Raw genomic sequence first — 26,153 nt, 5'->3', positions numbered from 1 at the left:
TACCGTTTCCTTGTCTGGAATACAAGACCGATGTCCGATATTTCGGACGAACGGTTGGGGAGGCAGAAATGACAGGGATCACGCGACGTCTGTTCAACACCGCCCTCGGCACGACGCTGGCCGCCGGCGGGCTTTCCTCTGGAATCCTCGGAACCTGGACCACGCCGGCGCAGGCCCAGCAGGGCGGCGCCTCGGTCGTCACCGTCGCCACCATCGGCGAGCCGCCGACGCTGGACCCGGTCGGCACCACGTCCGACCTCGTCAGCATCATCACCCAGCATATGTTCGAGACGCTGTTCACCTTCGACGGCGAGTGGAAGCTGGCCCCGCTGGTGGCGTCGGCCCTGCCGCAGGTGTCGGCGGACGGCAAGACCTACACCATCCCGCTGCGCAGCGGCGTCACCTTCCATGACGGCAGCACCGTCACGGCCGACGACGTGGTCGCCTCGCTCGACCACTGGACCAAGGCCTCGCCGCGCGGCAAGACCGTCGCCCCGCTGGTGGAGAGCATCGCCGCCAAGGGCTCGGACGCCGTCGTCATCGCGCTGAAGGAGCCCTTCGCGCCGCTGACCGCGCTGCTGGCGATGAACAACGGCGCCGCCGCCATCGTGCCAAAATCGGTGATCGACGGTCCGGGCGCGCTGAAGTCGCTGATCGGCACCGGCCCCTACAAGCTGCTGGAGCACAAGCCCGACCAGTATATCCGGCTGGTCCGTCATGACGGCTACGCCTCCCCCACCGGCGCGCCCAGCGGCTATGCCGGCAGCCGCAAGGCCGTCATCGGCGAGGTCCGCTTCGTCCCGGTGCCGAACGCCGCCACCCGGGTGTCGGGCGTTCTGGCCGGCCAATACCAGTTCGCCGACAGCCTGCCGGCCGAAACCCTGCCGCGCATCAAGGACGCCGCCGGCGTCAAGCCGGTGATCGTGAAGCCCTTCGGCTTCCCGCTGATGATCATGAACACCAAGACCGGTGTTATGGCGAACCAGAAGATCCGTCAGGCGGTGCTGGCGGCGCTGGAGCCGAACGACATGCTGCTGGCCGGCTTCGGCGACCCCGCCTTCGTCCAGGCGGAGGGGTCGATCTACGCCCAGGGTACGCCCTATTACGACGCGGCCAGCGCCAAGCCCTACAGCGACCATGCCGCCGGCAAGGCGGCGGAGCTGCTGAAGGCCGCCGGCTACAAGGGCGAGCCGATCCGCATCATGACCTCGGTCCAGTACGAGTTCCTGTACAAGATGAGCATGGTGGCGCAGGCCCAGCTCGAAATGGCCGGCTTCAAGGTCGATCTGCAGGTGCTGGACTGGGCGACGCTGCTGCAGCGCCGCGGCGACGAAAAGGCGTGGGACGCCTTCTTCACCTACCACACCTTCGTGCCGGAACCGTCGCTGATCACCGTGCTGAACCCCAGCTATCCCGGCTGGTGGGACAGCCCGGCCAAGCGCGACGCGCTCGCCGCCTTCAACCGCGAGATGGACCCGGCCGCCCGCAAGGCGAAGTGGGTGACCTTGCAGACGCTGTTCTACAGCGAGGTGCCGAGCATCAAGGTCGGCGATTTCTACAACCTCGCCGCCAGCAGCGACAAGCTGACCGGCTACACGCCGACGCCCTGGCCGTTCTTCTGGAACACCGACCTGAAGGGCTGAGGGGCGGGATAACTCCCTCTCCCGAATACCCCCTCTCCCCCCCGGGGAGAGGGTCGGGGTGAGGGGGAAGCATAGGGTGGATCAGGGGATGATCACAGCGTCACAATTCTTGTGAATCCTCGCCACGCGTCCCCCTCACCCTAACCCTCTCCCCGGGGGGAGAGGGGATTCTCTTCGGGATTTTCTCTCCGCCCAGGACCGCAACCATGCTCGTTTACATCGTCCGCCGGTTTGCCGGCATGATGGTCGTCATGCTGCTCGTCGCCATGGTGGTCTTCCTGATCGCCCGCGTCGTGCCGGGCGATCCCGCCGCCGTCATGCTGGGCTCCTCCGCCACGCCGGAGGACATCGCGGCATTGCGCGGCCGGCTCGGGCTCGACGAACCGCTGCTGACGCAGTTCCTGCTCTATCTCGGGCAGATCGTCCGCTTCGACTTGGGCGAGTCCATCTTCCTCAACCGGCCGGTGGCGCAGGCGCTGGCCGAACGGTCGGAGCTGACCGGGCTGCTGACCATGATGTCGGTGGGGATCGCCATGCTGATCGGCGTGCCGGTCGGCATCCTGTCGGCGGCCAAGCGCGGCGGGTTGATCGACCAGACCGCGGTCGGGCTCGCCATGCTGGCGGCCAGCGTGCCCAGCTTCTGGATCGGGCTGACGCTCATCAAGTATCTGGCCGTCGACCATGCCTGGTTCCCGGTTGCCGGCTATGGCCCGCCCGAGGCCGATCTGCTGGAGCGCATGCGTCATCTGGTGTTGCCGGCCATCGCGCTCGGCATTCCCAACTCGGCGCTGATCCTGCGCTTCACCCGCACCAGCATGCTGGACGTGATGAGCCACGATTACGTCCGAACCGCGCGGGCCAAGGGGCTGCCGCCGCTGGTCGTCGTGCTGAAGCATGCGCTGCGCAACGCGATGATCCCGATCCTGACGGTGATCGGCCTGACCACCGCGGTGATGATCGCCGGCGCCATCGTGACGGAAACCGTGTTCGGCCTGCCCGGCGTCGGCAACCTGATCGTCTCGGCCGTGCTGCGCCGCGACTATCCGGTGATCCAGGGCGCTCTGCTGGTGGTGTCCGCCATCTATGTGCTGATCAACCTGACGGTCGACCTGCTCTATGCCGTGGTCGATCCGCGGGTCCGTTATTGAGAGGGAGGGTTTCCATGGCAAGCGTCCCCGCCGGTCACGGCAACGTCCCCCTTCCCTCCTCCGCCAAGTCGCGGAACAGCCGGTCGCCGGCCGCCCTGCTGCTGCGCCAGCTGTTCCGCCGCCGGCTGGTGGTGCTGTCCTTCCTGGTCATGCTGGCGATCCTGGCGGTGGCGCTGCTGGCGCCGTGGATCACCCCCTTCAACCCGATGAAGATGGACATCCTCGGCCGGCTGAAGCCGCCGACCGCCGCCCACTGGTTCGGCACCGACGAGTATGGCCGCGACGTGCTGTCCCGCGTGATGCTGGGCGCCCGGCTGTCGCTGCTGGTCGGCCTGCTGGTGGTGGTGGTGGCGACGCTGCTCGGCACGCTGCTGGGGCTGGCCGCCGGCTATATCCGGCCGCTCGACGGGCTGCTGATGCGGCTGACCGACGCGCTGATGGCCTTCCCGGACATCCTGCTCGCCATCGCCTTCATGGCGGCGCTGGGGCCGTCGCTCTACAACGTCGTGCTGGCGCTCGGCATCGTCTACACCCCGCGCGTCGCCCGCGTGGTCCGCGCCGCCTGTCTGGTGGTGCGCGAGATGCCCTTCATCGAGGCGGCGACCGCGCTCGGCGCCTCCACCCCGCGCATCGTCTTCCTGCACATCCTGCCCAACCTGATGTCGCCGATCCTGGTCCAGGCGACCTTCATCTTCGCCTACGCCATCCTGACGGAGGCGGCGCTGTCCTTCCTCGGTGTCGGCGTGCCGCCGACCACCCCGACCTGGGGCAACATGATCGCCAGCGCCCAGCAGTATTTCCAGCAGGCCGACTGGCTGATCCTGTTCCCCGGCTGCGCCATCGTCCTGACCGTGCTGTCGCTCCAGATCGTCGGCGACGGGCTGCGCGACGCGCTCGACCCCCGGCTCCAGAAGGCGAAGTGAGATGACCGATACTCTTCTCATCAAGGGCGCCCGTGTCATTGACGGCACCGGCGCCCCCTGGTTCCCGGCCGACGTTCTGGTGGAGCGCGGACGCATCGCCGCCGTCGGCCCGATGCTGGACGCGCCGGACGCCGAACCGCTGGAGGCGCAGGGCCGCTTCCTCGCCCCCGGCTTCATCGACGCCCATTGCCATGACGATTTGATCCAGCTGCGCCAGCCCGGCCGGCCGGAGAAGGTGGCGCAGGGCGTCACCACCGTGGTGGTCGGCAACTGTTCCTTCGGCCTCTACCCGCAGAACCCGGACAGCGGCGGTCCCTTGCGCGAGCATTTCGGCAACCTGCTGGGCACCGTTTCAGCTCAGGAGACCTTCGTCGACTTCGCCGGCTACCGCGCCGCGCTCGACGGGCGTGGCACCGCGATCAACCTCGTCTCGCTGGTGGGACATGCGGCCCTGCGTCTCGCCGTCATGGGCTGGCAGAACCGCGCCGCCACCGCCGAGGAGCGTGAGGCGATGGCCGCCCTGCTGGCCGAGCAGCTTCGCCAGGGTGCGCACGGCCTGTCGCTCGGCCTCGTTTATCCGCCCAGCGCCTGGGCCGATCGCGCCGAGCTGGTGCGGCTGGCCGAGGTGGTGGCCGAACACGGCGCCCTGCTGACCGCCCATGTCCGCTCCTACGAAGGCGGGCTGATCGCCTCGGTGGACGAGTTCCTCGACCTGCTGAAAGCCGGTGGGGCGAGCGGCCTGCTCTCGCACCTGCAAGCGGCGGGGCGGCCCTATTGGGGCAGCCTGCCGCGGGCGGTGGAGCGGTTGGAGATCGCCCGCAAGGGCGGCACCGACGTCAGCTTCGACATGTACCCCTACCCGGCCGGCTCCAGCACCATCCTGCAACTGCTGCCGCCGTCGGCGCTGGCGGGCGGCGTCGAGGCCCTGCTGGCGCGCATGGCCGATGCCGACGGGCTGGCCGCTCTGCGGCGCGCGGTGGAGGACGGCGAGGCACCCAACGATGCCGGCTGGGAATCCAAGATCCGCCTGATCGGCTGGGAGAATGTCCGCATCGGCGGCGTCTCGGCAGACGATCTGCGCCCCCTGGAAGGGCTGTCGCTGGCGGAAATCGCGGCGACGCGGTTGGAACAGCCCTTCGACACTCTGGTCCGGCTGATCGCCCTCGACCGCGGCCGGACCAACATCGTCATGTTCCAATTGGACGAGGCTGATCTGGAAACCGCGCTGTCGCACCCGCTGCACATGCTGGGCTCCGACGGGTTGCCGCGCGAGACCGGCAAGCCGCACCCCCGCGCCTTCGGCAGCTTCCCGCGCTATCTCGCCCGCGCTATCACCGGCGAGGGCAAGCTGGAGCTGGAGGATGCCGTCCGCCACATGACCGCCGTTCCGGCCCAGCGCTTCGGCCTGTCCGACCGCGGATTGATCCGGCCGGGCATGGTGGCCGACCTGACCCTGTTCACCGCCGACGTGGCGGACCGCGCGACCTTCCAGGATCCGACGCGCCCGCCTCACGGCATCACCGACGTGCTCGTCGCCGGACAGTTCGTCCTGCGCGACGGCGGGCACACCGGCGCGCGTCCGGGCAAAGCTCTGACCCGCGCCTGACCTTTCAAGACACCGAGTTTCAAAACCAGTGAGGACCCGATGACCAACCGCAAGCCGATCTTCGCCGAAAAGGGGGCGAAGCCCGCCGGCCAGTACAGCCACGCGATCGTCGCGAACGGCTTCGTCTATGTGTCGGGCCAGGGGCCGCACCATCCGGAGACCGGCGCGCTGCCCGAGGATTTCGCCGGCGAGGTGCGCCAGACCCTGCGCAATCTGGAGATCATCCTGAAGGCCGCCGGCACCGACCTCGCCCATGTGGTGAAGGTCAACAGCTACCTCAGCGACCTCGGCCGCTTCCAGGAATACAATGCGCTCTATTCGGAGTTCTTCCCCTCCGAGCCGCCGGCCCGCACCACCATCGGCTGCCAGCTGAACAACATCCAGGTCGAAATCGACTGCATCGCCGTCCTGCCGACGGCGTAAGGTTCTGAGTAAACGGCCGATCCCATGGCTCCGCCACCGGGATCGGCCCCTTTCCCAAATCTGCGTTCCGGAGCGGCCCCATGCGCGTCGACGAACTCGACACCCCCGTCCCCGTCATCGATCTCGACCGGGTCGAGCATAACCTGACCAAGATGCAGGAATACTGCGACCGGCACGGGTTGGCGCTGCGCCCGCACATCAAGACCCACAAGCTTCCCCAATTCGCGCTGCGCCAGATCGAACTGGGCGCCGTCGGCATCACCTGCCAGAAGATCAGCGAAGCGCTGGTGATGGCGGAGGCCGGCTGCACCGATATCCTGCTGACCTACCCCATCGTCGGCGCCGCCAAGGTGAAGCCGCTGGCGGAGCTGGCCGGCAAGACCAAGCTGACGGTGGCGCTGGACAACGCCGTGGCCCTCGACACGGTGGCTGCCGCCGCGGCGGAAGCCGGCGTCGAGATCGGCATCCTCGTGGAGTTCGACAGCGGCGACGGCCGTTGCGGCGTGCAGACCCCCGACGAGGTGCTGACGCTGGCCCGCCGCGCCGCCGGCAACGGGTTGACCCGCTTCCGTGGCCTAATGACCTACCCGCGCGGTCCCCGCACCGTGCCGTTCGTCACCGAGACCCGCACCCTGCTGGACAGCGCCGGCATCGCGGTGGAAACGGTGTCGGTCGGCGGCACCCCCGGCTGCTGGGACACCCATGAGCTTCCCGGCGTGACCGAGCTGCGCGTCGGCACCTACATCTACCACGACCGCGCCACCGTCGGCGCCGGGGTGGCGACGCTGGACGAGTGCGCCGTGCATGTCCATGCCACCGTGGTCAGCCGCCCGACCGCCGACCGCGCCGTTCTGGATTGCGGCAGCAAGACGCTGTCGAGCGACCGCGTCGCCCCGTCGGTCGGCGAAGGGTTCGGCCTGCTCCTCGATTATCCCGACGCGGTGATCGTCCGCGTCAACGAGGAGCATGCCGTGGTCGACCTCACCAAGAGCGCGACGAAGCCGGAGATCGGCGACCGCGTCCGCATTTTGCCCAACCATGTCTGCGTGGTGACCAACCTGCACGACCGCATGGCGATCACCCGCAACGGCGAGGTCGTCGGCGACTGGCCGGTGCCGGCGCGCGGCTGCACCCGCTGACCCCAACCCCTGGATCCGGCCATGGACGCTGACCTCACGCTCGACATCCGCAACCTGCAAACCCACTTCACCGCCGATCCCGGCGTGTCGAAGGCGGTGGACGGCGTGTCCTTCGCCGTGCGCCGCAACGAGACGCTGGCCGTCGTCGGCGAATCCGGCAGCGGCAAGTCGGTGACCAGCCTGTCGGCGATGCGGCTGATCCCGTCGCCGCCGGGCATCATCGCCGGCGGCGAGATCCTGTTCCGCGGGCGCGACGGGCAAGTGCGCGACCTCGCCCGCCTCAGCGAGCGGGCGATGCGCAGCGTCCGCGGCAACGAGATCGGCATGATCTTCCAGGAGCCGATGACCTCGCTGAACCCGGTCTACACCGTCGGCGACCAGATCGGCGAGGCGCTGCGCTACCACCAGGGTCTCGACCGCCGGGCGGCGCGGGCGGAGGCGCTGGCCATGCTGAAGAAGGTCGGCATCCCGGCGGCGGAGCGGCGGCTGGACGAGTATCCACACCAGATGTCGGGCGGCATGCGCCAGCGCGTGATGATCGCCATGGCGCTGGCCTGCCGCCCCACCCTGCTGATCGCCGACGAGCCGACCACCGCGCTGGACGTGACCATCCAGGCGCAGATCCTCGACCTGATGCGGCGGCTTCAGGAGGAGACCGGCACCTCGATCCTGTTCATCACCCACAATCTGGGCGTGGTGGCGGAGGTGGCGCACCGGGTGGTGGTGATGTATGCCGGCCGCATCGTCGAGGAGGGCGATGTCCGCTCCCTGCTGAAATCGCCGAAGCACCCCTACACCCGCGGGCTTCTGGCCTGCATGCCGCATCTGGGCCAGCGCCGTGGCGACGGCGGCCGGCTGCACGCCATCCCCGGCAGCGTGCCCAGCCCGGTGAACCGCCCGCCCGGCTGTACCTTCGCCCCGCGCTGCCCGCTGGCCGAACCCGCCTGCACCGCCGCCGAACCGGTGCTGGAGCCGGTCGGCCCCGACCATTCCGCCCGCTGCCGCCGCTGGAGGGACGTGCAATGAGCGCAGTTCTTTCGACCGAACAGCCCCTGCTGAGCGTCCGCAATCTGGAGAAGCGCTTTGCGGTGCGCGGCGGGCTGCTGCAACGGCCGGTCGGCTGGGTGAAGGCGGTGGACGATCTGTCCTTCGACCTGAACCGCGGCGAGGTGCTGGGGCTGGTCGGTGAATCAGGCTCCGGCAAGACCACCGCCGGGCGCAGCATCCTGCGGCTGATCGAGCCGACCGGCGGCTCCATCCGCTTCGACGGGCAGGAGATCACCGGTCTGCCGACGGCCGAGATGCGGGCGCAGCGCCGCCGCATGCAGATCGTCTTCCAGGACCCCTATGCCAGCCTCGACCCGCGCCAGCGCGTGCGCGACGTGATCGGCGAGGCGCTGGTGATCCACGGCATCGGCAGCCGCGCCGACCGCCGCGACCGCGTCGCCGCCCTGCTGGAAAAGGTCGGCCTGACCGCCGACGCCATGGACCGCTTCCCCCACGAATTCTCCGGCGGCCAACGCCAGCGCATCGGCATCGCCCGCGCGCTCGCGGTGGAACCGGACTTCATCGTCGCGGACGAGCCGGTGTCGGCGCTCGATGTCTCGGTCCAGGCGCAGGTGGTGAATCTGCTGGGCGACCTGCAGCGCGAGCTGGGGCTGGCGGTGCTGTTCATCGCCCATGATCTGGCGGTGGTGCGCTACATCAGCGACCGTGTGGCGGTGATGTATCTCGGCCGCCTGATGGAGATCGCGCCGAGCGATGGGCTCTACGAGCGCCCGCGCCACCCCTACACCATGGCCCTGTTGTCGGCAGCGCCCGACCCGGACCCCGACGCGCCGAAGACCCGCATGCTGCTGGAGGGCGACGTGCCGAGCCCGATGAACCCGCCGTCCGGCTGCGTCTTCCGCACCCGATGCCCCTTCGCCCTGCCCGCCTGCGCGGAACCGGAGGCAAGGCAGTTGCGCGAGGTGGCGCCGGGGCATTCCGTGTCGTGCATCCGCGATGATGTGACGGCGGGGTGATCGGTTCCCCTGCATGGGATGACATCCTCGCCCGGCCTTATCCGCCCAGCACGCCGGACGACCGCAGCTGTTCGACCCGGTCGGGGCTGTAGCCCAGCATCTCCTCCAGAACCTCCGCGGTCTGCTGTCCCAGCCGGGGCGGCGGCCGGCGGTAGGTCGCGGGGGAGTTCGACAGCCGGGCCGGGTAACCGACCACCGGCACCTTGCGCCCGTCCTCGAGCGTCATCTCCCGCACCAGCCCGCGTTCAGCCAGATGGGGCTCGGCGAAGACCTGATCGATCCGGTTGATCGGCCCACCGGGCACGCCGGCCTCCGCCATGGCGGCAATCAGCGCCGCCTGATCCCAATTGGCGATGGCGTCGGCCAGCAGCCCCTCCAGCTCGTCGCGCAGGGCGAGCCGGCTGGCATTGTCGGCGAAGCGCGGGCTGGCCGCCACCTCCTCCAACCCCAGCAGCCGGCACAGCGCCCGGAACTGGCCGTCATTGCCGGTGGCGACGATCACGTGGCCGTCGCGGGCCTTGAAGGTGCGGTATGGCACGACGTTCGGGTGCTTGTTGCCCATCAGTCCGGGAACCATCCCGCCGACCAGCCAGTTCATCGCCTGATTGGCGAGGACCGACACCTGGGTATCCAGCAGCGCGCAGTCGATATGCTGCCCCTGCCCGGTGCTGTCGCGATGGCGCAGCGCGGCCAGGATCGAGATCGTGGCATAGAGCCCGGTGAAGATATCCGACACGGCGACCCCGACCTTCAGCGGCTCGCTGCCCGGCTCTCCCTCGGTCTGGCCGGTGATGCTCATCAGCCCGCTCATTCCCTGGATCAGGAAATCATAGCCGGGACGCGGAGCCAGCGGTCCGGTCTGGCCGAAGCCGGTGATCGAGCAATAGACCAGACGCGGGTTGATGCCTGACAAGGCGGCATAATCCAGCCCATAGCGGGCAAGGCCGCCGACCTTGAAATTCTCGATCACCACGTCGCAGTCCGCGGCAAGCCGGCGGATGATGTCGGCCCCGTCCGGTTTGGCGATGTCGATGGCGATCGACCGCTTGTTGCGGTTGCAGGACAGGTAATAGGCGCTCAGCCGCTCCGCATCGCCGTCCGCCCCGTCCGCCGCCCCATCCGCCGCCCCATCCGCCGACAGAAACGGCGGTCCCCAGGCGCGGGTGTCGTCGCCATGTCCGGGATGCTCCACCTTGATGACATCGGCGCCGAGGTCGCCCAGCGCCTGCGACGCCCAGGGACCCGCCAGCACCCGGCTGAGGTCGAGGACACGGATGCCGGCCAGCGCCCCGCCGCCTTCTGCTCCGGCTCCGGCGCCACCATGCGACTCCTCGTGGTTTTCTGTGCTCATGATCGTCCCGGCTTGAATGCTGTCCGATGGTCGCCGTCTGGTCGGCCAAGCGCCGATCCGATGCCCATCGTTTCACTGTGCGAAATGGCTTTTCATATTGATGGTAGCGTGCCGTCGGCTGGGTTACAATGCTCAACGGAAAGGCAATCGGCCGCCTGTACAATCCCGCGCGGTCCGGCTAACGTCCCCGGCCCCCACCGGGCCGGACAGATCGCCATCACTTGCCATGGCCGGCAGGTCATCACTTGCTATGGCCCAGAGTTGGAGGAACCGAGATGCCGTCCTTTAAGCCCGTGGTCGCACTGCTGCGTGGTCTGGACGTCCTCAATGCGGTGAATGCATCGCGGGAGGCGACGGTCGGATCGGTCCACGCCGCGACCGGGCTGGACAAGGCGACCGTGGTGCGGATGCTGGAAACGCTGGAACATGCCGGCTACATCGTGCGCGTCGCCGGCCGGCCGGCCTATGTTCCCTCCTGGCGCACCCTGCAGCTCAGCCAGGGCTACGACCTGCAGCGCAGTTTGGGGGCGGCGGCGGAACCGATCCTGACCAACTTCCGCAAGTCCATCGGCTGGCCGTCCGATCTGGCGATCTGCGATCGCGGCGCCATGATCGTCGTCCAGACCAGCCGCGAACAGGGGCCGCTGTCCCTGAACCGCCGGCCCGGTTATCAGGCGCCGATCCTGTCGACCTCGCTCGGCCGCGCCTATCTGGCCTTCTGCCCGGACGAGGAGCGGCAGGCCATCCTTGCCCAGATCGCCGCCCGCCCGAATGCGGAGAGCGTCGATCTGAGCAAGGCCGACGCCATACTGGCGGAGGTGCGGGAGCGCGGCTTCTCCGTGATGGACAGCACCTACAGCGACCGCGAGTATGAGGGTCTCGTCTGGGCCATCGCCGTCCCGGTGATGAACGGCGAGCGCGCCTGCGCATCGGTGAACATCCTGATGCTGCGCAATGCCATGTCCTACGAAATGGCGGTGGACCGCCTGCTGGAGCCGCTGAAGGCGACCGCCGCCCGCCTCGCCGAGGTTTTCCGCGCCCAGGGCTGATCCGGCCCGCCCTTTTCCACCGGCTTAGCAGTCCAGTCGGGCAGGTTTCCCCTTGCCTGCATGCCGCCATCTGCATGCCCGGATATGCGGCGCCCGGCCTCCGCCTGCCCCCGGCTATTGGTGGTGACCCTAACAAATTTGGTTGCCAACCAAACCATCCCCCTGTACGGTTTTATTAATGAAAAGGCGTTTCATACAGTGAAACGATCTTGAGCCGGCAAAGCTGGGGGGACGAAGATGAGCGAAACCGGTCGGATCCTCGTCGATACGGCGACCAGACTGTTCCAGAACATCGTCACGCCCAAAGAACTGGCCCGCGCCGAAGCGGGTGAGTGGCTGGGCGACGCCTGGAACGCGGTGGAGGAGCTTGGCCTGCCGCTGGCGCTTGTCCCGGAGGAGCAGGGCGGCTTCGGCATCGACCCGGTGGAAGCGCTGGCGGCGGTCCGCGTCGCCGCCGCTTTCGCACTGCCGCTTCCGCTGGGCGAGACGATGTTGGCGAACCGCCTGCTGGCCGGCGCCGGCATCGATGCGCCGGGCGGAGCGCTGTCGGTCGCGTCGGCCGACATCCCCGCCGGCCGGACGGCCCGCCCCCTCGCCCTTGAGCCTGAAAACGGCGGCTGGCGGCTGACCGGGGTGGCACGCCGCGTGCCCTGGGGCAGCGAGGTGTCCGGCGTAGTGGTGGTCGCCAAGGCCGACGGCGTGCCGCATGTCGCGCTGGTTCCCGCCGGCCGCTTCGCCGTGGCGCCCGGCAACAACCTCGCCGGGGAGCCGCGCGACGACCTGACCTTCGACTGCCTGCTGGAGCCGTCGCAGGTGGCGCCCGCCGCCGGTGTCACGCCGGAAGGCCTGCACGCCGCCGGCGCCGCCCTGCGCAGCATCCAGATCGCCGGCGCTCTGGCGCGGGTTCTGGAGATGACGGTGCAGTACGCCAACGAGCGGTCGCAGTTCGGCCGGCCGATTGGCAAGTTCCAGGCGATCCAGCAATCCCTCGCGGTGCTGGCCGGCCAGACGGCCGCCGCCTCGGCCGCCGCCGATCTGGCCGCGGAAGCCATCACCGCCCCGGCCGGCAACCATCGTATCGCCGTCGCCAAGGCGCGCACCGGCGAGGCCGCGGGCGTCGCGGCGGCCATCGCTCATCAGGTGCACGGCGCCATCGGCTTCACCCACGAACACAGCCTCCACCACCTCACCCGGCGCCTGTGGTCGTGGCGCGACGAGTTCGGCAACGACGCCGAATGGTCCCGCCGCCTGGGACACGCCGCCATTGCCGCGGGCGCCGACGGCTTGTGGCCGATGATCACGGCGGCCTGAGCAGCGGAGACCCCCGACGATGACCGTATTCACCTTCCCCGCGCCCCCGCCCGCCGATGTCGAAGCGTTGCGCGCCGAAGTCCGCGACTTCCTCGCCGCCGAACTGGCCACCCGCAAGCCGCGCGACCGTGCCCGCTCCTGGAGCGGTTTCGATGCCGCGTTCAGCCGCAAGCTGGGCGAGCGCGGCTGGATCGGCATGACCTGGCCGAAGGCCTATGGCGGCCACGAACGCAGCGCGCTCGAACGCTATGTCGTGCTGGAGGAGATGCTGGCGGCCGGGGCGCCGGTGGCGGCCCACTGGATCGCCGACCGCCAGAGCGGCCCGCTGCTGCTGAAAGTCGGAACCGAGGAGCAGCGCCAAACGATCCTGCCGCGCATCGCCGCCGGCGAATGCTTCTTCTGCATCGGCATGAGCGAGCCGGATTCCGGGTCCGACCTTGCCGCGGTGCGCACCCGTGCCACCCCGGTGGACGGCGGATTCCGCGTCACCGGCACAAAGCTGTGGACCACCTACGCCCACAAGTCCCACTACATGATCCTGTTCTGTCGCACCGGCGGCCAGGAGGAGCGGCAGGGCGGCACCAGCCAGCTGCTGGTCGATCTGAACACGCCGGGGATCACCATCCGCCCGATCGCCGACCTGTCGGGCGAGCATCACTTCAACGAGGTGGTGTTCGAGGACGCCTTCATCCCGGACAGCGCCCTGATCGGCCGGATGGGCGACGGCTGGAATCAGGTGATGGGCGAGCTGGCCTTCGAGCGCAGCGGGCCGGAGCGTTTCCTGTCCTCCTTCACCCTGCTGGTGGAGCTGGTTCGTGCGCTGGGCAACGACCCGTCGGATCGCGCCAGGGAGGCGGTCGGCCGGCTGACCGTCCACATCGTCACGCTGCGGCGGCTGTCCCGCTCGGTGGCCGGCATGCTCCAGAACGGCGAGAACCCGGCGCTGCAGGCGGCGCTGGTCAAGGATCTCGGCGCCCTGGTGGAGCAGGAAATTCCCGAGATCGTCCGCGGCGTCGTGTCGGTGGAACCGTCGCTGCAGGCCGACACCGAACTGGCCGCCGTCCTGGCCCACACCATCCTCAACGCCCCGGCCTTTTCGCTGCGCGGCGGCACGCGCGAGATCCTGCGCGGCATCATCGCCCGCGGCCTCGGCCTGCGCTGACGCACCGTCGGCGCGAACACGCAGGGGCCGGAGAAGACACAACAGGAAGGACCCGACCGCCATGACCGACGCGGTGCTTGAAGAGAATGCGGACGGCATCGTCACGCTGACCCTGAACCGGCCGGAACAGCGCAATCCCATCTCCGACGATGACGTGCTGGAAACGCTGATCGCCACGCTGGCCCGGCTCGACGCCGACAACGCCACCCGCGCGATCATCATCACCGGCGCCGGCTCGGCCTTCTCCTCCGGCGGGAACCTCAAGAAGATGGGGGCGTCCGGCGGACTCAACGATCCGCTGCCGGCGCAGACGCGATTGAACTACCGCCGCGGCATCCAGCGCCTTCCCCTGCTGATCGAGGCGATGGAGGTGCCGACCATCGCCGCAGTGAACGGGCCGGCCGTTGGTGCCGGCTGCGACCTCGCCTGCATGTGCGATCTGCGCATCGCCGGGGAAAGCGCCCGCTTCGCCGAAAGCTTCGTCAAGGTCGGCATCGTGCCCGGCGACGGCGGCGCCTGGTTCCTGCCGCGGGTCGTCGGCTTCTCCAAGGCTTGCGAGATGGCGCTGACCGGCGATGCCATCGACGCGCGGGAGGCGCTGGCTTGCGGTCTGGTCTCCCGTGTGGTGCCCGACGCCGATCTGTTGGCGGAGGCGCGGGCGCTCGCCGCCCGCATCGCCGCCAATCCGCCGCATGCCGTTCGGATGACGAGGCGCCTGCTGCGCCAGGGCCGCAACGCCGACCTGGACACCTTGCTGGAGATGTCCGCCGCGATGCAGGCGCTCGCCCATGCGACGGACGATCACCGCGAAGCCGTGGCCGGCCTGCTGGAGCGGCGGGATCCGCGTTTCACCGGACGCTGACCCGCACCCTTGCGCACCGGAAACCGCCGAACGGGAGGATAGGCCCATGCAAGCGATCGTCATGGAGGCGGGAGGGGTCTTCGCAGTGCGGGACGTGCCGCCCCCCGAACCGAAGCCCTCGGAGGCGCTGGTGCGGGTGGAGGCGATCTCCCTCAACCGCGGCGAGGCGACGCGGGCGCTGTCCGCCCGGGCCGGCACGAGGCCGGGCTGGGATCTGGCCGGCGTGGTGGAACGGCAGGCGGCCGACGGCTCCGGCCCCGCCGCCGGGACTAAGGTCGCCGGGCTGCTGGCGTCGGGCGCATGGTCCGAACTGGCCGCCGTGCCGGTCCGCCAGCTTGCCGCGATCCCCGACGGGGTGGCGACGGAACAGGCCGCCTGCCTGCCGGTCGCCGGATTGACGGCACTGTATGCGCTGAGGCGGGGCGGCAACCTGCTGGCCAAGCGCGTGCTGGTCACCGGCGCCACCGGCGGCGTCGGCCATTTTGCCTGCCAACTGGCCCGGCAGGCCGGGGCCCAGGTGACCGCGATGGTCCGCACCGCCGAGGACGTGCCGCGGGCGCTCGGCTTCGGCGCCCATCATGCCGCGGTGATGGCGGAGGATCAGGGCGAGGCCCCGAGCCTTGGACCATTCGACCTGATTGTCGAATCCGTCGGCGGACCGTTCCTGGCGCGGTCGCTCGGCATGCTGGCGCCTGGCGGCCTCTGCGTCGTCTTCGGCGTCACCGGCGGCCCCGAGACCACCATCGATGCCCGCGCCTTCTACATGAGCGGATCGCGGACCGTGACCGGTCTCGCCATCTTCGAAGAAATCAAAAGCGGTGAACCGGCCGCCCGCGGCCTGTCCCTGCTGCTGGCGCTGGCCGCCGAGGGTCGGCTGGCGGCGGAGATCGCCGTCCGGCGCCCGTGGGCGGAAATGCCGGCCGCCGCCGCGGACCTGCTGGCCCGCCGGCACAAGGGAAAAACGGTGCTGCTCGTCCAGGACGGCGGCCGATAAAACACCGAGGGAGGTGCCAGCCATGAGCAAGACACGCGGACCGACGGGCATCCTCGACGCCGTCGACCACGTCTTCTCTCTGGTCGCGGCGGCCTGCATGATGCTGATCATGCTGGTCGTCGTGGCCGACGTGGTCATGAGGTATTTCTTCGCCATGCCGCTGGCATGGTCCTACGACGTGATCTCCCTGTACCTCATGGTCGGGATGTTCTTCTTCGGCGTGTCGGACACCCTGCGCGAGAACGGCCATATCGGCATCGACATCCTCCAGCGCAGCATGCCCCAGCCATTGCGCCATATCGGCGAGGCGGCCGGGTACCTTGTGTCCGCCATGGTCACGGCGGCGATCGGCTGGCTTGCCTTCCAGCGCTCCCTCTCCGCCTGGCAGAACGACGAGGCGCTGTCCGGCGCCTACCTGTGGCCGACCTGGATCGCGCTGGTGCCGGTCGTCGTCGGCGGCGTTCTGCTGACGCTCCGCAATCTTCTGCTGACCGCGACCCACCTCCGCGACGCCTTCGGTGGCGCCCAGGGCGTCGATCACGCTCCCACCCCCAATCTGGAGGAACGCATCTGATGGTGGCGCTCGGCGGTATCTCCATCCTCTTCCTGATGCTGGCCTTCGGGCTGCCGGTGGCCTTCGCCATGGCGGTTTCCGGCGCGGCCGGGCTGCTGATGATCGGCGGCGTCGACATGGTGATGGGCATCCTCGAAACGGTGCCCTTCTCCACCGCCAACTCCTACGAGATGATCACCATCCCGATGTTCATCCTGATGGCGGAGTTCGTGATCCTCAGCGGGGTCGCCAACGACCTGTTCACCGCCGCAGCCAAATGGGTCGGCCGGGTGCCGGGCGGGCTGGGCATGGCGACGGCGGTGGCCGGGGCCGGCTTCGGCGCCATCTCCGGCTCCAGCACGGCGGCGGCGGCGACGTTGTCCTCCACCTCGATCCCGGCCATGCTGGAACAAGGCTACGAGCCGAAGCTGGCCGGCGGCGTGGTGGCGATCTCCGGCACGCTGGCGATGCTGATCCCGCCCAGCATCGCGCTGGTGCTCTACGGCATCATCGCCGATGTCAGCATCGGCGCGCTGCTGGTCGGCGGCATCATCCCCGGCATCCTGGTGACGCTGACCATCGTGCTGACCGTCTATCTGCTGGTCATCCAGGACCGCAGCCGCGCTCCCGCAGGCCGCAGCTATACCCTCCGCGAGAAATTCGCCTCGCTGAAGGTGTGCGGCGCGATGATCCTGCTGTTCTCCGGCGTCACCGGGACGATCTATGCCGGCATCGCCACCCCGACCGAGGCGGCGGGCATCGGCGCGTTCGGCGCCTTCCTGCTGGCGCTGCGCTCGGGCAACCTGACCGCCGCGACCCTGCGCGCCGCCCTGGTGCGCGCGGTCCATGCCACCGCAATGATCCTGATGATCATGCTGGGCGCCCATGTGTTCGGGACCTTCTTCACCCTGACGCAGATCACCCAGGATCTGGTCCATTGGGTCGGGTCGCTCGACGTGTCGCCGTGGATGATCATGGCGCTGATCCTGTTCGGCTATGTGCTGCTGGGCTGCGTCATGGACCAGATCGCGATCCTGATCCTGACCGTGCCGGTGGTGCTGCCGGTCGTCCTGTCGCTGGGCTTCGACCCGGTCTGGTTCGGCGTGATCGTCGTCGTCACGGCCGAGGTCGGCATGGTGACCCCGCCGATGGGGCTGAACGTCTTCGTCGTCGCCCGCTACACCGGCCGGCCGCTGGAAGAGATCTTCGCCGGCGTGATGCCCCATGTGGTGGCACACCTGATCCTGATCGCGGTGCTGACCGCCTTTCCGCAGATCATCACATGGCTGCCGTCGACCATGCGCTACTGACACGCGGCCAAACGACAACAACCCGCTGAAATTCCGGGGGAAACCCATGAAGCCGACCACCGTCACGGTCCTGTTCGCGCGCACCCTTGCCCTGGCCCTTCCCATGGTCTCCGCCATCGCGCTTGCCGTCTCTGCGGCGCCGGCGGCGGCCCAGCAGACGAAGCTGCGCGTCGCCGATTCCTTCCCCGCCGGCCATTATGTCGTCGAATACGGCACCAAGCCCTGGATGGACGAGATCAAGCGCCTGACCAACGGCAAAGTGGATTTCGAATATTACCCGGCCGAACAGCTGGGCAAGGCCAAGGACCTGTTGTCCCTGACACAGAACGGCGTGGCCGACATCGGCTATGTCGCGCCGGCCTTCGTGACCGACAAGCTGCCGCTGTCCACCGTGGCCGAGTTGCCGGAGGCCTTCAGCTCGTCCTGCGCCGGCACCAACGCCTACTGGCAGCTGGTCAAGCCCGGCGGCATCCTCGACAAGCGCGAGATCGGGCCGGCGGGCATGCGGGTGCTGTGGACGATGGTTCTGCCGCCCTACCAGCTTTACATGGGCAAGACCGGGATCGAGGGCGTCGATGTCGTCAAGGGCAAGAAGATCCGCACCACCGGCGCCGCGAAGGAACTTGCGATCCGCAAGATGGGCGCCGTGCCGGTGCAGATCCCGACCCCCGACGTGATGGAGGCGCTGTCGCGCGGCACCGTCGACGGGATGCTGTTCCCCCATTCCAGCGTGCTGTCCTACGACCTGCAGAACACGGTGAAGTCGGCGACCGTCGGCGAGAATCTGGGCAGCTTCGTCATCACCTACATGATCAGCAAGCGCAAGTGGGACCAGTTGCCCGCCGACGTCCGCGACGCCATGGACAAGGCCGCCGAGACCATCAACCACAACGCCTGCCAAAAGACCGACCACGACGAGGCCAACGACATCGAACGGCTGAAGAAGGCCGGGGTGACCATGGTCCATCTGCCGGAAGCGGAAAGCGCGAAGCTGAAGGACATGCTGTCGTCGGTCAGCAAGGAATGGGCGGCCAACCTGGACAAGCGCCGCCTGCCCGGCAGCGAGGTGCTTGCCGCCTTCCAGCAGGCGCTGAAGGACGGGAAATAACCGCCCGGACTGATCCCCGCTCCGCTTGACAGGAAAGCCCCCTCACAGGAAAACCGATGACATCCGACCAGTCTTCTGAATCCTGGTGTCCGCTGGCCGGCACCAGGGTGGTCGATTTCTCAGCCCTGCTGCCGGGTCCCTTCATCTCCACGGTACTGGCCGATCTGGGCGCCAGCGTCGTGAAGGTCGAGCCGCCCGGCGGCGACAGCGCCCGCAGCTATCAGGCGGCGATGTTCGCGGCGGTCAACCGCGGCAAGCGGAGCCTGGCCCTCGACCTCAAGGACCCGTCAGCCGAGCCCATCGTGGCGCGGCTGGCGGGCTGGGCCGACGTGGTGATCGAATCCAGCCGGCCCGGCGTCGCCGACCGGCTGGGCATCGGCTATGCGGCGCTCAGCGCCCTCAACCCGCGGATCGTCTACTGCTCCGTCTCCAGCTTCGGCCAGTCGGGGCCGGCGCGGGATCGTCCGGCCCACGACATCAACATCATGGCGGCGGCCGGCGCGCTCGGGCTTCCCGGACATTGGAGCCGCCCGCCGTCCCGCCCCAGCATTCCGGTCGGCGACTTCGCGGCGGGGGCGCTCGCCGCCGCCTCCATCACCGCGGCGCTGGCGGAGCGGGACCGCACCGGACGCGGCCGGCATCTCGACGCCAGCCTGTTCGGCGCCGTGCTCTATTGCGCCGGCCTGCGCCATGGCACCGAGCCGCAGCAGGATCCGCGCGCCCATCTCAGCCCGACCAACGACATCTACCGGACCGCCGACGGCCGCTGGATCGCGCTGGGTCTGATGGAGGACCATTTCTGGCGACGCTTCCGCGCCGCGGTGGCGACCCAGCCGTCCGGCCAAGCGGCGGAGGCGCTCTCCGACCCGGCATTCGACAGCCATTCCGGCCGTCAGGCGCATGGCGACCGGCTCGCCGGCCTGCTGGCGGAGGTGATCGCGGGCGACAGCGCCGACCGCTGGATGGCAAGGCTGACTGAGGCCGACGTGCCGGCCGATATCTGCCGCCTTCCCCACGAGGCCGCCGCCTCTGCCCAGGCGGAGGCGCTGGGCCTGTCGGTCGCCGGTCCCGACGGGCGGCAGGTCGGCTTTCCCGTCCGCGCCGCCGGGCAGACCTCTCCCCTGCATGCACCGGCGTCGGCCCTGAACGGCGACGCCGAAGCCATCCTGGCGGAAATCGGTGCCGGCGCCGCCGCTCCAACCCCGTCCAAACTCCCCCATCACGGAGGCCCGGCATGAACGGCCCGCTGAACGGCGTTCGGATCCTCGATCTCACCTCGGTTCTGGTGGGGCCCTATGCGACGCAGATCCTGGGCGATCTCGGCGCCGATGTCCTCAAGGTCGAATCCCCGGCCGGCGACAATGTCCGCGGCATCGGGCCGATGCGCCATCCCGGCATGGGTGCCATCTTCCTGCACGCCAACCGCTCCAAGCGCAGCATCGTGCTGGACCTGAAGGCGCCGGACGGGCGGCAGGCGCTGCTCGATCTGGCCCGCGGTGCCGACGTCCTCATCCACAATGTCCGGCCGCGCGCGATGGCGCGGCTCGGGCTGTCCTACGACGACCTCGCCGCGGTCAACCCGTCGATCATCTACGCGGCGGTCACCGGGTTCGGCCAGGACGGCCCCTATGCGGAAAAGCCGGCCTACGACGACCTGATCCAGGGCGCGGCGGCGATTCCCACCCTGATCGCCGATTCCTCCGGCGGCGATCCGCGCTATGTGCCGGCGACCATGGCCGACCGCACCGTCGGGCTGCACGCCGTCTATGCGGTCGCCGCCGCCCTGTTCCACCGCGAGCGCACCGGCGAGGGGCAGGAGATCGAAATCCCGATGTTCGAGGCGATGACCGAGTTCGTCCTCGGCGACCATATGGGCGGCATGACCTTCGAACCGCCGCTGGGTCCCACCGGCTATCCCCGCCTGCTCGCCCGCCACCGCCGCCCCTACCGCACCAGCGACGGCCACATCTGCGTGGTGATCTACAACGACAAGCAATGGCGCAACTTCTTCACGCTGATCGGGCGGGAGGGCGAACTCGACAGCGACCCCCGCTTCGCCGACATCGGCAGCCGCACCCGCCACATCAACGAACTGTACGGGCTGGTCGCCGACGCCATCGCCACCCGCAGTACGGCTGACTGGCTGGCCGACCTGACGAAGGCCGACATCCCGGTCATGCCGCTGCACACGCCCGACAGCCTGATCGACGACGGCCACCATGCGGCGACCGGCTTCCTGCGGACGGTCGAGCATCCCCATGAGGGGACGGTGCGCTCCATCGGCGTGCCGACGCGCTGGTCCGGCCGCCGTCCGGAACCCGTCCGCCCGGCCCCGCGCCTGGGCGAACACAGCGTGGAGCTGCTGCGCGAAGCCGGATACGACGAGGAGCGGATCGCCGACCTTCTGGCGCGCGGCATCACGCGAAGCCCCACTCCGGCCGCCACCGCGGCGGAGGGTTGAGCCTTGCCCTTCGGCAACCGGATCGGCGGGGGTCCGCGACGGAGCCCGACGCTGGTGCCGGCGCTGCTCGTCGTCCTGTTCGCCTTCCTTTTCAATTTCGTGGCGCGGGGGGTTGCCGATGCCTACACGGTCTTCCTGGTTCCCATCGAACAGGAAACCGGTTGGCCGCGCAGCACCCTGACCAGCGTCTACGCCCTCTACATGCTGGTGCAGGGCCTCGCCGCGCCCGTCAGCGGCATGGCCTTCGAGCGGTTCGGCCCGCGCGTCGTCTACCCGGCGGGTCTGGTTCTGCTGGCGCTGGCGACGCTGGGCGGCAGCATGCTGGAGGCGCGCTGGCAGCTCTATCTCTGTCTCGGCATCGTCACCGGGCTCGGGGTCGCCGCCATCGGCATGATCCCTGCGGCGGCGCTGATCGGCCGCTGGCACCGCCGGCATCTCGGCACCGCCATCGCCATCGCCTATGCCGGTTTCGGGTCGGGCATCCTGGTGATCGCGCCGCTGGCGCAGCTGCTGATCGAAAGGCTCGGCTGGCGCGGCGCCTATCAGGCGATGGGCCTGCTGCTCGCCGCGCTCGCCCTGCCGGTGCTTCTGTTGCCATGGCGCCGGCTGGCCGACGGCCGCCCGGCGGAGCAGGAGAATGGCGGCGCCACCCCCGTCCGCCGCGCCGGGACCGGATGGCGCCTGCCGGAGGCCATGCGCACCCTGCCCTTCTGGGGTCTTGTGCATGTCCTGTTCTTCACCGCCTTCGGCATGTACATCGTCATCGTCCAGGTCGTGGCGATGCTGGTGGAAAGCGGCTATCCGCCGATCGAGGCGGCGGCGGCCTTCGGCTCCGCCGGCATGCTGTCGGTCGCCGGGGTGATCGCCGCCGGCGGCCTATGCGACCGCATCGGCTTCCGCACCACGGCGCTGGCGAGCTTCGCCGGCACGCTAGCCGGCATCCTCTGTCTGATCGGGCTGTATGGACGGCCGAGCCCCATCCTGCTTGCCGGCTATACGCTGCTGTTCGGCATCGCCCAGGGCGCACGTGGCCCCATCGTCTCCACCCTGACCAGCCGGATTTTCGTCGGCGGTTCGGCGACCATCTTCGGGAGCATCTACGCCACCATGTCGATCGGCGCGGCGCTGGGGGCATGGCTGTCCGGTCTGCTGCACGACATCACGCAGGAATATGGGGCCTCGCTGGTGGTGGCCGCCGCCGCCATCAGCGCGGCTCCCCTGCCCTTCCTTCTCAGCCCGGCGATTGCCGGGGCGATCCCGGCCCCGCCACCGCTGCGGGCCGGAACCGCCATCACCGCAAAAGGGGACGCACCATGACCATCGGTAGCCAGAATCCGGAAGGCCCCACCATCGGGCTCGGCTTCCATTTCGAGGATCTGCCCGTCGGCACGCGCTTTCGCACAGTCGCCCGCACGATCACCGAATCCGACCTCACCGCTTTCGTGAATCTCAGCTGGTTCACCGAGGAGCTGTTCACCAACACCGCCGACCGCGAGCATATGGCAATCGCCGGCCGGGTCGTGCCCGCCGCCCTGGTCTATTCCTTTTCCGAAGGCCTGCTGACCGCCAGCATGCAACGCACCGGCCTCGCCTTTCTCAACGCCGAAATCGACGTGAAGGCGCCGACCTTCGTCGGCGACACCATCCATGTCGCCTGCGAAGTGATCGAAGCCCGCCCGACCTCGAAGCCGGGCCGCGGCCTGATCCGCACGCTCAATCGCGTGACGCGGCAGGACGGAACCGTCGTCCTGACCTACAATCCCTTGCGCATGCTGCGGACCCGCGACGGCGCAGCGGCATAAGGCACCATCCTCACGGCGCGACGCCGGCCGTCGCGGGTTCGGCAAGCGTCGCCTCCCCCTCCTCCTGCCGGCGCGCATAAACCGTCGGCGGAACGCCGACATGGCGGGTGAAGGCGACGCTGAATGTGCTGGCGGAGCTGTAGCCGACACGCTCGGCGACATCGGCGATCCCGCCTTCGCGCCGGCGGAGCATGTCCTTGGCCAGGGCCATGCGCCATTGCAGCAGGTATTCCATGGGGGCGACGCCGACCGCCTGCCGGAACCGCTCGAAGAAGGTCGAACGCGACAGCGCCGCCTCCTTCGCCAGCTGGGCGACCGTCCAGGGTGCGGTCGGCCGTTCATGGATGTGCCGGAGGGCGACGGCTAGCCGGTCGTCGCCCAGCCCCCGCAGCAGCCCCGGCGATCCCGTGGACACCGTCGTGGACCGCAGGGCCTCGATCAGCAGAATTTCCAGCAGGCGCGCCAGGATCACCTCGCGCGCCGGCCGTAGAGCGCGCGATTCCTCGTTCACCATCCGCACCAGCGCACTCAACCGCTTCTCGCCACGGACATGCACCAGTTGCGGCAGCAGCGACACCAGCAGGTCCGCGTCGGGCGACGCGAAGGCGCAGTATCCGACAAGATTACAGACATCCGGTGACCGGTCGGGACTGCCCAGCAGATATTCGCCCGGCCGCAGTTCGACCGGTCGGGTATCGGCGACCCCCGGCGGCATCGGCGCGATGCTCGCCACGGTGAACTCGTTGGCCGCGGGGATCAGCACGAAGTCATCCGCCTCCAGGGTGATCGGTTTGCCCCCGCCGAGGCTCAGGCGGCACGAGCCGTCGAGCACCACACAGTAGAATGGCCGCCCGGCCTCCGTCCGCCGCACCCGCCAGCAGCCGGCCCCATAGGTGAGCTTCGAGAACGAGGCGCTCGGACGGAGCAGGCTGACCACCTGCGCCAGGGGGTCGACCATATTCGGACTCCTGCAAATGAATTCCGGACTTCCGATTGTAGATGGTCCAGCCATCGCGGTCTATCTTCCGCTTCGCACCAATTCGGCAGGAGCCATTCCATGAAAACCATCCTCATCACCGGCTGCTCGTCCGGCTTCGGCCTGGAAACGGCCCGTCATTTCCTCGACCGCGACTGGACGGTCATCGCCACCATGCGCACCCCGCGCGAGGATGTTCTGCCGCACTCGGACCGGCTGCGCATCCTCCGCCTCGACGTCACCGATGCGGACAGCATCGGCCGGGCGGTGGAAGACGCCGGAGCGGTCGATGTGCTGGTCAACAATGCCGGCATCGGCCTGCTGGGCGCGCTGGAAGGTGTAACGATGGACAGCGTGCGCGAGCTTTTCGCGACCAACACCTTCGGCACCATGGCGATGACGCAGGCACTGCTGCCGCAATTCAGGGCGCGGAAGTCGGGCGTCATCGTCAACGTCACCTCCAGCGTGACGCTGAAGCCGCTGCATCTGCTCTCGGTCTATACGGCGAGCAAGGCGGCGGTGAACGCCTTCACCGAATCACTGGCTCTTGAACTGGAGCCGTTCAATGTGCGGACGCATCTGGTCCTTCCCGGCCGGGCGCCGGACACCTCCTTCGGCGAAAATGCCCGGTCCCGCATGCGCGACGCCATTTCGGAGCCCTATGCGCACCTGGCGCAAGGCGTTTTCGCGGCATGGCAGCAGCCGGGTCCGGTCACCAACGCCTCCGATGTCGCGGAAGCGGTATGGCGTGCGGCGACCGATCCGTCCTGCCCGATGCGCCTTGCCGCCGGAGCCGACGCGGTGGCGCTCGCTTCGGCCTGAGGATCGCAATGCGGTCAGCCGCCGCTCCGAAGCGCGTCCGCGACGGCGCGCACGGCCGGAGCCAGCGGCGCACCCGCTGCATAATAGAGGTGGAATCCGGGAAAACTCGGCGACCAGTCGGTCAGGACCCGCAACAGCCGTCCGTCGTCGATCATCGGCTGCACGACCCGGTCGATGCCATGCCATAGGCCGACGCCGCCGATCGCCGCATTCAGCATGAGGTCGGCGTCGTCCGTAACCAGAGTGCCGCCGACGTCGAGCACCACCGTTTCGCCGTCGCGCTCGAAGACCCAGCGGTAGAGCGCGCCGGCCGGACCGCTGAGACAGCCGATGCAGCGGTGGCGCACCAGATCGGCGGGATGAAGCGGGGGCGGATGATCCGCGAAATAGCCGGGCGAACCGACGACCGCGGCGGTGAACGGCTCGGTCAGCGCCACAGCCACCATATCCTGCGCCACTTCGTTGCCGTACTGGATGCCAAGGTCGAACCCGTCGGTCAGGTCGCCCGGCCATTCGGCCGTGCGCACGTCCAGCGTCACATGCGGACAGTCGCGGGCCAGCCGCCGGACCGCCGGCTCGACCAGCATCTGGATCGCCAGACGCGGCGCCGCCAACCGCACCGTCCCGACCGGCGCGCCATCGGGTATGCCGACCGCGGCCACGGCATCGTCCAGCCGCGTCAGCACCGGCCGCAAATCCTGCAGCAGCTTCGCCCCGGCCTCCGTTACCGTCACCGCCCGCGTGGTCCGGTTCAACAGCCGCTGGCCGATCCGATCCTCGAAGGCGCGCACAGCGTGGCTCAGCGTCGATGGCGTCAGGCCCAGTTCAGCCGCCGCCCGGCGGAAGCTGCATGCCTCCGCGACCGCGACGAATGCCCGGACCTCCGCATACTCCCCCGGCTTCAGGCGTCTGCGCATTGCTGAATGTCACCCACCATGCTGTTGCACCGCTGCAATCTTATGCTGCTGCGGCCCCGATACTAGCTGAGGAGGATCGTAGCCACCATTCCACGGAGACGCAGATGACCGTCCGCAAATTCGCCCTGACCGACGTTTCGCTGGAACGCACCCCCGGCCAGCAGGCTGACGTGTTCGTCGGCAACGCGATCGACCAGCGCCACGGCGCCCCGATCACCATCGGCTACGGCCGCTACGAGCCCAACCAGACCATCGACGAAACGATCGCCGTCGACGACGTGATGGTGGTGCTGGAGGGGCGGGTCTCGGTCGCGTCCGACGCCGGCACGGTCACCGCCGGCCCTGGCGAGATCGTCCATATGCCCAAGGGCTCGGCCGTCACCATCCGCTCTCACGAGCAGGGCGCTCTTACCGCCTACGTCACTTATCCGCACTGGCAGGAGGCGCAATCCGGCGCAAAACCGGGCTGATCGACAAAAGTCCGCAGTTTGTGGTGCGGCTCACATCCCGGAATCCGGGGGTTGGGTAGGGTCTGTCCATCGGCAACACGCCGCATCCCGCGGCCCCGA

At 69.0% G+C, this 26,153-nt stretch carries 25 protein-coding genes; 22 read left to right on the top strand and 3 right to left on the bottom strand.

Going from position 1 to position 26,153, the window contains the following annotated elements:
• Positions 1–68: 68 nt before the first annotated feature.
• The 8 genes from M5E06_RS26355 (at position 69) to M5E06_RS26320 (ending at position 8,906) form a co-directional block, all read left to right on the top strand.
• Positions 69–1,643, top strand: coding sequence for an ABC transporter substrate-binding protein (locus M5E06_RS26355; RefSeq protein ID WP_252140752.1), 1,575 nt, complete (start codon positions 69–71; stop codon positions 1,641–1,643).
• 206 nt (positions 1,644–1,849) lie between these two features.
• On the top strand, positions 1,850–2,791 hold the full coding sequence (locus M5E06_RS26350; RefSeq protein WP_252140751.1) for an ABC transporter permease: 942 nt from the start codon (positions 1,850–1,852) through the stop codon (positions 2,789–2,791).
• A 14-nt stretch (positions 2,792–2,805) separates the two neighbouring features.
• A complete protein-coding gene (locus M5E06_RS26345; RefSeq protein WP_252140750.1) occupies positions 2,806–3,714 on the top strand; it encodes an ABC transporter permease in 909 nt (302 codons plus the stop codon).
• Between the two features lies 1 nt (position 3,715).
• Complete coding sequence (locus M5E06_RS26340; protein ID WP_252140749.1) at positions 3,716–5,320, top strand: N-acyl-D-amino-acid deacylase family protein; 1,605 nt, start codon at positions 3,716–3,718, stop codon at positions 5,318–5,320.
• A 39-nt stretch (positions 5,321–5,359) separates the two neighbouring features.
• Positions 5,360–5,743, top strand: coding sequence for a RidA family protein (locus tag M5E06_RS26335; protein ID WP_085082549.1), 384 nt, complete (start codon positions 5,360–5,362; stop codon positions 5,741–5,743).
• An 80-nt stretch (positions 5,744–5,823) separates the two neighbouring features.
• The gene (locus tag M5E06_RS26330; RefSeq protein ID WP_252140748.1) at positions 5,824–6,882 is read left to right on the top strand and encodes an alanine racemase; all 1,059 of its coding nucleotides are present in this window, start codon (positions 5,824–5,826) and stop codon (positions 6,880–6,882) included.
• A gap of 21 nt (positions 6,883–6,903) precedes the next feature.
• Complete coding sequence (locus tag M5E06_RS26325) at positions 6,904–7,908, top strand: ABC transporter ATP-binding protein (RefSeq protein WP_252140747.1); 1,005 nt, start codon at positions 6,904–6,906, stop codon at positions 7,906–7,908.
• On the top strand, positions 7,905–8,906 hold the full coding sequence (locus tag M5E06_RS26320) for an ABC transporter ATP-binding protein (protein ID WP_252140746.1): 1,002 nt from the start codon (positions 7,905–7,907) through the stop codon (positions 8,904–8,906). The genes M5E06_RS26325 and M5E06_RS26320 overlap by 4 nt, the downstream gene beginning before the upstream one ends.
• Positions 8,907–8,943: 37 nt before the next feature.
• Here the strand turns inward: M5E06_RS26320 and M5E06_RS26315 are convergent, their stop codons facing one another.
• Positions 8,944–10,257 carry a CaiB/BaiF CoA transferase family protein gene (locus tag M5E06_RS26315; protein ID WP_252140745.1) on the bottom strand — a complete coding sequence of 438 codons (1,314 nt, stop codon included), beginning with the start codon at positions 10,255–10,257 and terminating at the stop codon, positions 8,944–8,946.
• 275 nt (positions 10,258–10,532) lie between these two features.
• Here M5E06_RS26315 and M5E06_RS26310 point away from each other — a divergent pair, with 275 nt between their 5' ends.
• From M5E06_RS26310 to M5E06_RS26255, 12 genes are all read left to right on the top strand, one after another.
• Positions 10,533–11,306 carry an IclR family transcriptional regulator domain-containing protein gene (locus tag M5E06_RS26310; protein WP_252140744.1) on the top strand — a complete coding sequence of 258 codons (774 nt, stop codon included), beginning with the start codon at positions 10,533–10,535 and terminating at the stop codon, positions 11,304–11,306.
• Between the two features lie 237 nt (positions 11,307–11,543).
• Positions 11,544–12,617: an acyl-CoA dehydrogenase family protein gene (locus tag M5E06_RS26305; protein ID WP_252140743.1), complete on the top strand. Its 1,074-nt coding sequence runs from the start codon at positions 11,544–11,546 to the stop codon at positions 12,615–12,617.
• A 19-nt stretch (positions 12,618–12,636) separates the two neighbouring features.
• A complete protein-coding gene (locus M5E06_RS26300; RefSeq protein WP_252140742.1) occupies positions 12,637–13,779 on the top strand; it encodes an acyl-CoA dehydrogenase family protein in 1,143 nt (380 codons plus the stop codon).
• A 61-nt stretch (positions 13,780–13,840) separates the two neighbouring features.
• A complete protein-coding gene (locus M5E06_RS26295) occupies positions 13,841–14,641 on the top strand; it encodes a crotonase/enoyl-CoA hydratase family protein (protein WP_252140741.1) in 801 nt (266 codons plus the stop codon).
• 46 nt (positions 14,642–14,687) lie between these two features.
• Positions 14,688–15,635, top strand: a complete 948-nt coding sequence (locus tag M5E06_RS26290) for a zinc-binding dehydrogenase (RefSeq protein ID WP_252140740.1) — start codon at positions 14,688–14,690, stop codon at positions 15,633–15,635.
• Between the two features lie 22 nt (positions 15,636–15,657).
• Positions 15,658–16,209 carry a TRAP transporter small permease gene (locus tag M5E06_RS26285; RefSeq protein WP_252140739.1) on the top strand — a complete coding sequence of 184 codons (552 nt, stop codon included), beginning with the start codon at positions 15,658–15,660 and terminating at the stop codon, positions 16,207–16,209.
• Complete coding sequence (locus M5E06_RS26280) at positions 16,209–17,498, top strand: TRAP transporter large permease (RefSeq protein WP_252140738.1); 1,290 nt, start codon at positions 16,209–16,211, stop codon at positions 17,496–17,498. Before M5E06_RS26285 ends, M5E06_RS26280 begins: the two co-directional genes overlap by 1 nt.
• Positions 17,499–17,544: 46 nt before the next feature.
• Positions 17,545–18,606 carry a TRAP transporter substrate-binding protein gene (locus M5E06_RS26275; RefSeq protein ID WP_252140737.1) on the top strand — a complete coding sequence of 354 codons (1,062 nt, stop codon included), beginning with the start codon at positions 17,545–17,547 and terminating at the stop codon, positions 18,604–18,606.
• A 56-nt stretch (positions 18,607–18,662) separates the two neighbouring features.
• Positions 18,663–19,844: a CaiB/BaiF CoA transferase family protein gene (locus M5E06_RS26270; protein WP_252140736.1), complete on the top strand. Its 1,182-nt coding sequence runs from the start codon at positions 18,663–18,665 to the stop codon at positions 19,842–19,844.
• Complete coding sequence (locus M5E06_RS26265; RefSeq protein ID WP_252140735.1) at positions 19,841–21,067, top strand: CaiB/BaiF CoA transferase family protein; 1,227 nt, start codon at positions 19,841–19,843, stop codon at positions 21,065–21,067. The genes M5E06_RS26270 and M5E06_RS26265 overlap by 4 nt, the downstream gene beginning before the upstream one ends.
• A 3-nt stretch (positions 21,068–21,070) precedes the next feature.
• Complete coding sequence (locus M5E06_RS26260; RefSeq protein ID WP_252140734.1) at positions 21,071–22,384, top strand: MFS transporter; 1,314 nt, start codon at positions 21,071–21,073, stop codon at positions 22,382–22,384.
• On the top strand, positions 22,381–22,869 hold the full coding sequence (locus tag M5E06_RS26255) for a hotdog family protein (RefSeq protein ID WP_252140733.1): 489 nt from the start codon (positions 22,381–22,383) through the stop codon (positions 22,867–22,869). The genes M5E06_RS26260 and M5E06_RS26255 overlap by 4 nt, the downstream gene beginning before the upstream one ends.
• Before the next feature lie 10 nt (positions 22,870–22,879).
• On the opposite strand, the gene M5E06_RS26250 is transcribed toward M5E06_RS26255, so the two are convergent.
• Positions 22,880–23,827, bottom strand: coding sequence for an AraC family transcriptional regulator (locus M5E06_RS26250; protein ID WP_252140732.1), 948 nt, complete (start codon positions 23,825–23,827; stop codon positions 22,880–22,882).
• Between the two features lie 99 nt (positions 23,828–23,926).
• Here M5E06_RS26250 and M5E06_RS26245 point away from each other — a divergent pair, with 99 nt between their 5' ends.
• Positions 23,927–24,667: an SDR family oxidoreductase gene (locus tag M5E06_RS26245; protein ID WP_252140731.1), complete on the top strand. Its 741-nt coding sequence runs from the start codon at positions 23,927–23,929 to the stop codon at positions 24,665–24,667.
• A 14-nt stretch (positions 24,668–24,681) separates the two neighbouring features.
• Here the strand turns inward: M5E06_RS26245 and M5E06_RS26240 are convergent, their stop codons facing one another.
• Positions 24,682–25,584 carry a LysR family transcriptional regulator gene (locus M5E06_RS26240; RefSeq protein WP_252140730.1) on the bottom strand — a complete coding sequence of 301 codons (903 nt, stop codon included), beginning with the start codon at positions 25,582–25,584 and terminating at the stop codon, positions 24,682–24,684.
• Between the two features lie 104 nt (positions 25,585–25,688).
• Here M5E06_RS26240 and M5E06_RS26235 point away from each other — a divergent pair, with 104 nt between their 5' ends.
• Positions 25,689–26,054, top strand: a complete 366-nt coding sequence (locus M5E06_RS26235; protein ID WP_252140729.1) for a EutQ-related cupin domain-containing protein — start codon at positions 25,689–25,691, stop codon at positions 26,052–26,054.
• Positions 26,055–26,153: the final 99 nt, after the last annotated feature.

Source organism: Azospirillum sp. A1-3 (genome assembly GCF_023806445.1).
Taxonomy (GTDB): domain Bacteria; phylum Pseudomonadota; class Alphaproteobacteria; order Azospirillales; family Azospirillaceae; genus Azospirillum.
This window is presented reverse-complemented; position numbering and strand designations above follow the sequence as displayed.